This is a genomic window from Candidatus Contendobacter odensis Run_B_J11, assembly GCF_000531125.1.
GTDB classification, from domain to species: Bacteria; Pseudomonadota; Gammaproteobacteria; order Competibacterales; family Competibacteraceae; genus Contendibacter; species Contendibacter odensensis.
In genome coordinates, this window is sequence record NZ_CBTK010000247.1 from 1 (window position 1) to 11,053 (window position 11,053).

The following is an 11,053-nucleotide window of genomic DNA, read 5'->3' on the forward strand; positions in this document are numbered from 1 at the left end:
GTCCTTCCAGTCTCGATGTTAATCATCGACCCTTGGAAGACGAAATCCAGGGGGCACCTCACCATCAATAACCTATGCCGATAGCCGTGTCGCTTCAAGACCTATCCGCTAAAGTTGCACATCGCGTTTCCTAAATATACTGGTAGTGTTCCTATCCATGATCAAACTGGAAAAGTAGTGGATATATTTTATACCGGCACTGAGAAAGTAATACCCGCCGGTACTTATAAACTTGAAGTCAGCGGCGTAACTGTGGAAATTCAGGTCGAGGGTGGCCAAGAGGTCGTCATTGAGCAGTAGCCGTCACTGGCGATGGGTTCAGGGACGAACCTGCTTCGGTCGAATCAAAAAATCAGGTGGAGAGACGCATGGCGTTCAATCCATTCAAAACCTTGGTTGAAGGGCACTCTGTTGCTATAGGGTTATCAGCCGATTCAGGCGAATGATACGCTGGCTGGCGTACCGGGGAACGTTGACATCCTCCCCGCCCCCCGCCTACGCGGGGGCAGGCTCTAAAGGACGGGGATTCCTGATTTCACAATCAGGGTTTTCTGCTTCGTTGAGGAGTGCCCAGAGGAGCTAAGGCTTGGTTTTCGCCGATTCGATTCCCCGGAGTGGGGAGTCTTACGCGGGTCGAACCGCAGCCGGAAACTCCCCCAGGTCTCACCTCCTCTCCACAGACTTCACCTTCCGCCTGCCCGGCGGTAGGTCTTGAATAGGAGACATTGAAGAGGCTACCCAAAAACGCGGCGCTTCAACAGTCCCCCCGAGGGGAACTGCCGCACCGTCCGTTATCCCTCCCCGGCATAAATGCCGGGGTTTCTCGCGGAAAATCCTGATGAAGAACCTAACGGCCCTGCCCCTTTTGCGAAGGGGGAGCGAAAACTCTAGGGCATTGCGGGCGGGTGGGCTGGAACCAGGGCCACCGAGTCCAAGGCGGATGATAAAGCCGGTCGCGAGTCCCATGCCAGTCGCACCGACTCCGGCAATCGTGCCGCCATAGTGATGGGCAGGTGATCCGAAAACACACAATCCAGCACTTCGACCTGTTCAACCCTAATCGTCGGCGATACCAGAATATGATCCAGTTGCCGATCCGGCCGCCAACTGGGAAAGGTGTACAGGCCCGGCTCCGGTTCGCACAGGTGGGCCGTTTCCAGCAGCGCCGCTATCTCCGGGCTATCCGAGTCGCAGTTGAGATCGCCCATCAGAATGACGTGGCGGTAATCACGCACCAACTCGGCTAGAAACCCAATCTGTCGCAACCGGGCGCGCCGACCCAGGGCCATGTGCAGAATCAGCACATGCAGCGCATCCGGCCCGGCCCCGAACCGGACCTCCAGCACCCCCCGGCCCGGAATTAGTCCCGGCAACTTATGCTCGGTAATGGCCTCCGGCCGGGCGCGGCTCAACAGCGCGTTGCCATGCTGGGAGATCATGCCGATCTTGCGGTTGGACTGATCAAACACATAGTCGAAACCGGCGGAGTCGGCCAGATACTTAACCTGATTAACAAAACCGCTGCGCAGGCTGCCGGCGTCCACTTCCTGCAAACCGACGATATCGTAATCGGCCAGAACTTGGGCGATACCGTCGAGATTACTCATCCGCGATGGCACCGGCACCAAATGTTTCCAGCTTCGGGTGAGATACTGAGAATACTTGAGCGTGGTCAGCCCGCTCTGGATGTTGTAGCTGAGTAGTCGCACCCGTTGCGACTCGACCGGATCGGCCATTCCGATTCCATCCTCAGCTTTGCGGAACGGCGGGTTTGGCGATCAGGAAATCCACCACTTCAAACATCTGCGGCGAACGCACGTCATATTGGCCGTTGACGATCACCGCCGGTACTCCACGCACTCCGTAGCGCTGGGCTAACTGGTTGCCGCGCCGTAACTGGGTCTCGGTCTGGAACGATTTGTAGGCTTTGCGAAAAGCCTCCTGATCCACTCCCTGCTCGACAAAAAACGCCGCCAGTTCGTCCTCGGTATTCAACTTGCGCTTTTCCCGGTGAATGGCGTCGAACAGCGGTTGATGCACCTTATCCAGCACTCCCAGCGCCTCGGCAGCGTAATAGGCACGGGCACTGGGTTCCCAATTCGCGCCGAAGGCAACGGCAATCCGCGTGAACACTACGTTATCAGGCTTGCGTTTTAGCCATTCCCGCACCGTCGGCTCCAGATCGCGGCAGTGCGGACAGGTGTACGAGAAAAGCTCGACCACTTCAGCCTTATCGGGCGCAGCAGGCGGCACCGCAGCCGGCAACCGGATATAGTCTTTGCCTTCTTGAAAGGGCGGTGGCGGAGCGGACGAGTCGGCGGCGTGAGCAATAGCCAACGGCAGCACACCGGCCAACAGGATCAGCAACAGACGACGGAGCAGATGGGGCATAGGATCAAAATTCCTTCAGTTCGATAACGGAAACAGAACCCGGTGGTGCAGCCTACAGGGTACCGTAAGAGTGTAGCCCGGATAGGAACATGTTGACGCCAAGGAAGGCGAACAGAGTCACGAAAAGACCGATCACCGCCCACCAGGCCATCGGCGTGCCGCGCCAGCCCTTGGTCAGTCGCAGGTGCAACCAAGCCGCGTAGTTCAGCCAGACGATCAGCGCCCAGGTTTCCTTGGGGTCCCAGGACCAATAACCGCCCCATGCTTCCGCTGCCCACAGCGCGCCAAGAATCGTCGCAATCGTAAATGCAGCGAAACCCAGCGCAATCGCCTTGTACATCACGTCATCCAGCAAATCCAGCGGCGGCAAGGTCCGCGCCAGCAGCCCCTGCGGACGGTGCGCTTCAGCGCCGGATCGCAACAGATAGGCCACGCCCAGCATCGCCGCCAGGGCAAAAGCGCCATAGCCGATGAAATTGGCCGGCACATGAATTTTCATCCAATAACTCTGCAACGCCGGGATCAACGGCTGGATGTGATGAGCCTGACGGTCGAAGGTGTACCACAGCAGGAAAGCGACCGCGCCGCTGATCGCCAGCAGGGCGAAACCGCCCATAGCGCGGGTACGATGCCGATCCTCATAGAACAGGTAGAGCAGCGCAGTGATCAGCGCAAACAGGATGAACACTTCGTACAGGTTGCTCACCGGAATATGGCCGATGTCGGTACCGAGCAGATAGGATTCGCGCCAGCGCACCAGCAGTCCGGTCAGACCCATCACCGTCGCACTCCAAGTCAGCGCGGTGGCGGTCTTGCCGATGAACTCGGAGCGGCTAAACAGCGCAACGAAATAGGTCGCGGTCGCCAGCACATAAAGGGTGCTCATCCACATGAACGCCGCCTGGCTTTCCAGCAGATACTTGAGCAGGAACGCACTCTTGCGCAACTCGTAATCCGCGCCGTAGCGCCATAACGCGACCACCGTCAGTAGCGCCACCGTCAGTACGAACCGGCGGGCCGGTTTCCAGTACAGGCCCCAAGTGATGAGCGCCAAGGTGCTGCCGATCTGAATGGCAACCTCGTAACCGTCCATGTACGGTTGATAAAGCCAATAGGCATAGCCAGAACCGACTGCGATCAATAGTGCCCACAGCCCGTCCCAGAATGCCAATCGCAGCCAGGGCGATGAGTGTTCCCAAGGACGTTCCAGCATCGCTTCACGAGTGACTGCCATTGCTTGTACTCCTCTCTGTATCACGAATGAATGGCTGCAGCGCCACCGCCTCTGCCGTATCCGGGGGCGGTACGGTGATTTCTACAACCGCTTCAGGCGAACCCAATCGTCGGATCAAATCGGCTTGCAGCGCGTTGAATTCACCAGTGAACTCGGCTGAATGACGATGAGCCGCGCCCGCCAGAATCAGCCGCACTCCGTTATCCTCCAGCGCTAACCACGCCCACAACCGACGATAGGAGGTATAAAACATGATAAAGATGCCGATGACCAGAAACGCAAAGCCGGTATAGACCATGCCGGTGGCGTTGCTGTGGGTCACCTGCAAACCGGAGGCTTCTACCTGTTGAAAGCGGGTGAGTTGCAGATAGAACGGCGACCCGTAGGCCGGCAGCGCCGCCAACGCCGATAGCGCATCGTTGAAAAATGCATCCTCCCGCTCGCCCACGCCCTGCTCCAGCTTCACTCCTTCCTCACGCAGCACGTCGAGAAAGACCTCGGCCAAGGTGTCGCGCAGGATGTTGAGATACAATCCGGTCGCTTCTTTCAATCGATCAGCGGGTACCACGGCCTGAGCCTTTTGCGTCACCGCCGCGAAACCGCCCTGGGCGAACAGCCCGACCAAATTCAGCCGCACCTGATCCAGATCGCGCTGGAAGTCGGGGCTTTGCCCCTCGACCGACGGCGCTGACCGCGCCAGCACGGTGCGCAATCCGTCGGCGTCGTGCAAGCGGGCGTTGAAGCGCAGGAAGCGTTCAGGACTGTTGTTCGCATCTACCGGGATATGCAGGTACATGAATTCGGCCCCCGGCTGGGCGCGGGCACCGCTGATGAAAAACCAGCGGCCTTCAAGCTGCACCGGCGTCATGTAATTGAGATATTCGTGCGCTTCGCCGGCGGCATCACGCAATTTGAAGCCGACGCTGGGACCGAAATTGCGAAACTTGCGGTCGCCGGGCTGGGCACCGGGTTCCGGCAACAGATTGAACAACCGGAAATCATCCAGTTCCAACCGGATTGCACCGGTCGGCCCTGCCACCTTGAGCACACTACCGATCTCACCTTGAGTTTCAACCGGATCAGCCCGCGCCGTGGTCAACGGCCACGCCCGCAGCTCCAGCTTGGAGCCGCCGTCGCCAAAATCAGACTGATAAATAGCGTAACCGCGATAGACCAACGGATGATTGACCTGAATAGTGGCCTCCAGCGGTGTATCGCCCAGATGATCCTGGTCGTGAATACGGACCTGACTGGTAAAGGATTTGGGCTGGCCGGTGGCGTGGTACTCGACCTGAAAATCCCGCAATTCAATCGCAAACGGCAGTTCCTGCAACAGAAAACCATCACGTAGCCGCAGGAACACAAAATTGGCGGCGCTGCCTTCAGGCAGCATCACGTTGCCGCGAAACGCCGACACCGCACCGGGCGCCAACCGACTGATCGGCGGAATATCGCGGGCGGCCAGGTCGCGGGTTTCCAGGGCGATCTCGCCGCGCCATTCCTTGAGCTTCAGCCATAAATTGCCATCCAGCAGCCCGCCAATGCCAATGATCACCACCGCCGCATGGGTGAACAGATAGCCCAAGCGGTTGTAGCGACCCTTCATCGCTGCTGCGACCTGGTGATCGCTATAATTCTGAACCCGCCAGCGATAGCCGAACGCATGAAATGCGCCGGTCACTTCCGTCAATACCGCTTTGAGATCGCGCTCCGGCAACCGCCATTCAACGCATTGATGAAAACCGCGCAACGAATCGGCCCGAATCCGGGTGCGGAAGCGGAGCATCTCCCGTAGCTTGCCGGGAGCCTGCCGGTAGATGCAGACACTGGTGGAGAGAATGAGAAACGCCAGGATGGCAATAAACCAGCCGGCACCGTAGACATCATACAATCCCAGCCGATTAAATACCTCGAACCAGAATGGCCCGAACTTGATCACATAATTCGGATAGGGCTGATTCTGTTGCAGCACCGTACCGATGATTGAGGAGACGGCCACCACCACCAGCAGGGTAATGGCGAGATTCATGGAGCCGAGAAATTCCAGCAGCACCCAGCCCAAGGTACGGCGGTGGACGGACTTGCCTATGGGTGTGATCGTTTCGCTCACAGTGGGGATTCGAGGAAGATGGCAGAATGATAAGGAAGGGCGATAGACGCCGGTTTGACCCGGACAGCCGAAATCCGTTCAAGATGGGGAATCCCAGCATGGAGTTAAAAATCACCGCCGATACTGCAAAAAAAGGGTGGCTAAACCGCCACCCCCTATTTAAACCCAGGTATTTCACCCCAGTTTGACTGGCTTTTAGGGTTGCAAGCCCTGAACGTAGGAGGCAACCGCCTTGATTTCCGGATCAGTCAGCTTGGCGGCGACGCCACGCATCATCTGACCGGCATCGTTGGCGCGTTCCATGGCGCGGAACGCCTTCAACTGGGCTTCGGCATACTCGGCGTGCTGGCCGGCCAGTGCCGGGAACTTGGCAGCGGGATTGCCGGCGCCGGCGACGCCGTGGCAAGCCATACAGGCCGCAACGCCGCTAGTCAGGTTGCCGCCACGGAAGATCGCCTCACCGACCGGGGCCAGAGCTGGATCAGCAGCGCCACCAGCAATTTGCTGCGAGGAAAAATAGGCCGCTAAATCTTCCATGTCCTGTGGACTGAGCGGCGCGACCATACCGGCCATGATCGGATTGACACGGGTTCCACTCTTATATTCCTGCAACTGTTTAACCAGGTAATCGGCGCTTTGCCCTGCCAGTTTGGGATACTGGGCAATGGCGCTGTTACCATCTGCATTGTGGCAAGCCGCGCAGGTGACGGACTTGGTTTTGCCGGCGGTAGGGTCGCCGGCGGCCAAGGCAGCGGTCGCAGAGCCGAGCAGGGCGCAGGTCGCGGCGATCACAACGAGTTTTTTCATTTTTAGAAGGCTCCTGTACGATGACGATAATTCGGTTCAGGCGACCTGCCGTAGGCGGAAATCGGCGGCTGAACCTCGCTGGGTCGCGGCGGAATCCGTGCTAGTCTGAACAAATCCCGCCCCGCGAAAGCGGCGGTTTTATATAGCAGTTTCGGCCCTTGAATTCAATGAAAAACCCTATCCAGTTTACTCCTATCCCGGCAGTGCGCACGGCGGCCACTCGCTATCAGGCGGTCAAGTTCCTAAATAGTGTTAATGAGTTAGTGCAACTTCCGCCTGATATCGGTCGAGAAGTGGCCGTTGCCGGTCGTTCCAATGCCGGCAAGTCCAGCGCCCTCAATCTGCTCACTAACCAGCGACAACTCGCCCGAGTCAGCAAAACGCCGGGCCGCACCCAGTTGATCAATTTCTTCCTGGTGGAGCCAGAGCGCTATCTGGTGGATTTGCCCGGCTACGGCTACGCCCAAGTGCCGGATGCGATTCGCCGGCATTGGCAAAAGTTGTTGGAGCAGTATTTACGCGAGCGCGTAGCCCTGCGTGGCCTGCTGCTGTTGATGGACATTCGCCACCCATTAACCGCGCTGGACCGGCAGATGCTGGACGGATGCGCCTACCGCCAGCTTCCTACCCATATCCTGCTGACCAAGGCGGACAAGCTCAGTCGCGGCGCGGCGCTAACGGCGCTGCAACAGGTGCAACAGCCGCTCAAGACCGACTATCCGCAAGCCAGCGCTCAATTGTTTTCAGCAACCGCCCGATTGGGCGTGGATGAGGCGCACGCCCGATTGGATGAGTGGCTGGGGTTTGTAGCGACTGTCTCCGACACTGTGCGCTGACTCTGTAGGCCAGCCTGCGGCGTCCGGTTCCCGATAGGCTCTTAACATAAGCCACTACCGAGGAAGTCTTTATGACCGCTAAACGCATTTTCCTATACCGAGAATAAGGATGAACTACGACACCCTGATTGATGCCACCACCTTGAACGCGCATTGCTGCGATCCGGATTGGGTGGTCGTGGATTGCCGCTTCACTATGGCGGATATCGAAGCCGGTGAGCGGGCCTACCGGGAGAGCCATATTCCCGGCGCCCGCTACGCTCATCTCGACGCGGACTTATCTAGCCCGATCACGCCAGTCACCGGGCGGCATCCCTTGCCTGATCCGACCCGGTTGGCGCACACCTTGGGCAAATGGGGGATTGGACCCGACACGCAGGTTGTGGCCTACGACGACATGGGCGGAATGCTGGCGGCGGCGCGGTTGTGGTGGTTGCTGCGTTGGGTGAGACACCGCGCTGGTGCGGTGCTGGACGGTGGCTTTCCCGCATGGCAGCGGGCCTGTTTGCCGCTGACTGCCGAATTGCCCATCGTGCGACCTGTTATTTTCGATGCCAAGCCGGATCATCAGCACTGGTTGACCACGGCGCAGGTGTTGGCGTTGCCAGCAGATGAGGTGTTGCTGGATGCACGGGGAGCGGCGCGTTACCAGGGGGAGATGGAGCCGATTGATCCGGTTGCCGGCCACATTCCCGGCGCCATCAATTTGCCGACCGATGGCAATCTGACGCCCGACGGCCACTTCCTGCCGCCCGTCGAACTACGGGCACGGTTCGCTACAGCGCTGGGCAGGCGATTACCCGATGCAGTGGTGCATAGTTGCGGTTCCGGGGTGAGCGCTTGCCACAATCTGCTGGCGATGGAGACCGCTGGACTGAACGGTTCGCGGCTGTACGCCGGATCGTGGAGCGAGTGGATTCGTGATCCGGCCCGACCAGTCGCCACCGGCGCTGACTGAGAGGTTTTTTTAACCGTGATCAACCGCCGCCGTGCGCCGATCCGGGGTTATACGGGGGCAGCGGCGGCACCGTGAAGGAATGGGTGAACATGAATTCAGTAGCTTGCCGCTCGGCTTCGGTAACCTGGGCCGGGGTCAGTTTCTCGGCCAGCTCGCGCTTGGCCTCCGGCGCCTGGCTGTCGCCTTGCGCATCGGCCAACTCGAACCAGAAGTAGGCTCGCGTCAGGTTCACTGGCATGCCCTGGCCTTCCCGGTACATGATCGCCAGATTGACCTGCGCTTGCGACAAGCCTTGTTCCGCCGCCTTCTGATACCACTGCATCGCCAGCGCATTATCCTGCGGCACGCCATTGCCCTGATCGTACAGCACCCCAAGATTGAACTGGGCGAAGGCAAAGCCTTTCTCGGCCAGCGGGCGAATGATCGCGATCTCGGCGGTGTAATCCCCCCGTTCGTGGGCGGCCTTGGCCCGATCCCAGTCGCCATCGGCGGCCCAGATCGGCGCGGCACCCAGCAGAGCGCCGGTCAGGAGCAGGAAGAACAGTTTTTTTATCATTGAGTTAATCTCAGAGAGCGGTTCAGGAAGGATGGACCCGGTTTCGCCGATCAGGATAACGGAGATCATCCGTGTTGCTCCAGCCACGGGCCAGCGTCGCCCATCCCGCTACCCAGGCGTGATAGAGGTGACTGTTCGGGACGTAAGGATTGCGATCCTCACCCCGGTTCGCCGCTTCAACCCCATACCGGAAGGCTTGGCGCAGCAGTGGCGCCAGTTTTTTGGAAGGGTCTATGTTGCTGCGCATCATCCGCATTCGTAAGCCGTGACCGCTGGTTAGCCGGTACAAAGAGGTAATGTTGTTCATTCGACAATAATTTTATTGAAAATGCAACGTTGTTGCGTGGTCATCATTACTCTGCAATCGGTACAGGCTGGCGTACAACCCGCCCTGAGCCAGTAATTCAGGGTGGGTACCCATCTCGACCATGCCACCCCGGTCAAGTACTACGATGCGGTCGGCGCTCTCAATTGTGGACAAGCGGTGGGCGATGATGAAGGCGGTGCGACCCTGACGCAAAGTATCCAATGCCTGCTGCACCTTACGCTCGGAGTGGGTATCCAGCGCCGACGTCGCTTCATCCAGAATCAGGATCGGCGCGTTTTTGAGCAGGGCGCGGGCGATAGCAAGACGCTGGCGCTGACCACCGGACAATCGCGCCCCGTTTTCGCCGATCAGCGTCTGCAACCCCTGCGGCAATTCACGGATGAATTCCATGGCGTGGGCGCTCTCAGCGGCCCGAATCAGTTCAGCCTCGCTGGCCTGGAAGCCCGCTCCATAAGCGATATTGGCGGCAACAGTATCGTTGAACAGCACGATGTCCTGGCTGACATAGGCGATGTTGGCGCGCAGCTCGGCCAGTCGCAGTTCGCGGATCGGGACGCCATCCACCTGAATATCGCCGGCTTCGGGTTCATAGAAGCGCGGCAACAGACCCATCAGCGTGGTTTTTCCGCTGCCGGAAGGACCCACCAGCGCGATGGTTTCGCCCGGTTGCACCTCCAGGCTGAACTGATGGATGACCTCGGTGCCCTCGGCCCGGTAGCGATGACTCACATTGTGGAAGCTGATCCGACCCTGAGCACGACCGATGGTACGAACGCCTCGATCCGGTTCCGGCGGCTCGTCCAGCAGCGCAAAGATGGTTTCTGCCGCCGCCAGCCCACGTTGCAGATGCTCGTTAACCTTGGTCAGCCGCTTGATCGGCGCCAGCAACATCGCCATCGCCCCAAAGAGCGAGACGAAGCCGCCCACCGTGATCTGATTGGCGGCGGATTGCAGCGCGGCGAAATAGATCACCGCGCCCAGAGCCATGATCGCCAGCAATTGCACCAGTGGCCCGCTCCCCTCGGAGACCGCCGCCAGCTTCAAATTGAACTGGCGCACCCGGTTGTTGACCCGGTGAAAGCGTTGCCGCTCATAGTCCTGCCCGCCGAAAATCTTGATGACCTTGTGGCCTTGCAGTACTTCGTCAATCACATGGTTCAGATCGCCCATCAGTTCCTGCAATTCCCGGCTAAGCCGCCGCAGTCGCCGACTGACCAGCCGCATAATCAGCGCGATGCCGGGCGCAATCAGAAACGCCATCAGCGACAGTTTCCAGTTCAGATACAGCATCCAGCCCAACAGGCCAATCACCGATAGCCCGTCCTTGACCAGCGTCACCAGCGCCTGAGTGGTGGCGGTCATCACCTGATTGACATCGTAGGTCAGACGGGAGAGCAGGTTGCCGGCGGAATGGTCGTCGAAATAACGGGTCGGCAGGATCAGCAATCGGGCGAACAGGGCGTTACGCAGATCCATCACCACCCGGTGAGCGATCCATTCCATCGCCAGCTTGCCGATGAAATCAGCCACGCCGCGCACGATGAACACCGCCACCAGCAGCAGCGGGATCAGCCGGATCGAGTGCGGATCCTTATTGACAAAGCTGCCATCCAGCAACGGCTGGATCAGCGCCGGAATCATTGGCTCAGTGGCGGCGGCGGCGGCAGTGCCAATGATCGCAAGCGCAAAAATGCGGGTGTACGGTCGCACATAACGCAACAGTCGAAAATAGAGATCAGGGCTGTTCATGGGGTCGCAAAGTGGGGTTTTGTCCAATAGTGTTCGGCATAGCAATTGCTGTTAACTTTAGGATATAATTTTCTAATTTGTAAT

General features: G+C 59.0%; 10 protein-coding genes. 2 read left to right on the plus strand and 8 right to left on the minus strand.

The genetic code is table 11. The features are described 5' to 3' along the window. Nucleotides 1–887 precede the first annotated feature (887 nt). The 5 genes from BN874_RS13640 to BN874_RS13660 form a co-directional block, all read right to left on the minus strand. Nucleotides 888–1,736 carry an endonuclease/exonuclease/phosphatase family protein gene (locus BN874_RS13640; protein WP_081756400.1) on the minus strand — a complete coding sequence of 283 codons (849 nt, stop codon included), beginning with the start codon at nucleotides 1,734–1,736 and terminating at the stop codon, nucleotides 888–890. Between the two features lie 13 nt (nucleotides 1,737–1,749). Next, nucleotides 1,750–2,391: a thiol:disulfide interchange protein DsbA/DsbL gene (locus BN874_RS13645; RefSeq protein ID WP_034434430.1), complete on the minus strand. Its 642-nt coding sequence runs from the start codon at nucleotides 2,389–2,391 to the stop codon at nucleotides 1,750–1,752. A gap of 52 nt (nucleotides 2,392–2,443) precedes the next feature. Next, nucleotides 2,444–3,625, minus strand: a complete 1,182-nt coding sequence (gene ccsB / locus BN874_RS13650) for a c-type cytochrome biogenesis protein CcsB (protein ID WP_081756401.1) — start codon at nucleotides 3,623–3,625, stop codon at nucleotides 2,444–2,446. Beyond that, nucleotides 3,609–5,735, minus strand: coding sequence for a cytochrome c biogenesis protein ResB (locus BN874_RS13655; RefSeq protein WP_051497847.1), 2,127 nt, complete (start codon nucleotides 5,733–5,735; stop codon nucleotides 3,609–3,611). The genes ccsB and BN874_RS13655 overlap by 17 nt, the downstream gene beginning before the upstream one ends. A gap of 195 nt (nucleotides 5,736–5,930) precedes the next feature. Then, a complete protein-coding gene (locus BN874_RS13660; RefSeq protein WP_034434432.1) occupies nucleotides 5,931–6,542 on the minus strand; it encodes a c-type cytochrome in 612 nt (203 codons plus the stop codon). Nucleotides 6,543–6,709: 167 nt separating this feature from the next. Here BN874_RS13660 and yihA point away from each other — a divergent pair, with 167 nt between their 5' ends. Both yihA and BN874_RS13670 read left to right on the plus strand, forming a co-directional pair. After that, the gene (gene yihA, locus BN874_RS13665; protein WP_051497848.1) at nucleotides 6,710–7,378 is read left to right on the plus strand and encodes a ribosome biogenesis GTP-binding protein YihA/YsxC; all 669 of its coding nucleotides are present in this window, start codon (nucleotides 6,710–6,712) and stop codon (nucleotides 7,376–7,378) included. A gap of 109 nt (nucleotides 7,379–7,487) precedes the next feature. Then, nucleotides 7,488–8,336: a sulfurtransferase gene (locus tag BN874_RS13670; protein ID WP_034434435.1), complete on the plus strand. Its 849-nt coding sequence runs from the start codon at nucleotides 7,488–7,490 to the stop codon at nucleotides 8,334–8,336. A gap of 19 nt (nucleotides 8,337–8,355) precedes the next feature. On the opposite strand, the gene BN874_RS22710 is transcribed toward BN874_RS13670, so the two are convergent. The 3 genes from BN874_RS22710 to msbA are packed head-to-tail and all read right to left on the minus strand — an operon-like array spanning nucleotide 8,356 to nucleotide 10,969. Further along, nucleotides 8,356–8,892, minus strand: a complete 537-nt coding sequence (locus BN874_RS22710) for a tetratricopeptide repeat protein (protein WP_051497849.1) — start codon at nucleotides 8,890–8,892, stop codon at nucleotides 8,356–8,358. A gap of 22 nt (nucleotides 8,893–8,914) precedes the next feature. Further along, entirely contained in the window at nucleotides 8,915–9,199 is a 285-nt protein-coding gene (locus tag BN874_RS24640) for a hypothetical protein (protein WP_154724941.1), read from the minus strand. A 12-nt stretch (nucleotides 9,200–9,211) separates the two neighbouring features. Then, entirely contained in the window at nucleotides 9,212–10,969 is a 1,758-nt protein-coding gene (gene msbA, locus BN874_RS13685; protein WP_034434439.1) for a lipid A export permease/ATP-binding protein MsbA, read from the minus strand. Nucleotides 10,970–11,053 lie beyond the last annotated feature (84 nt).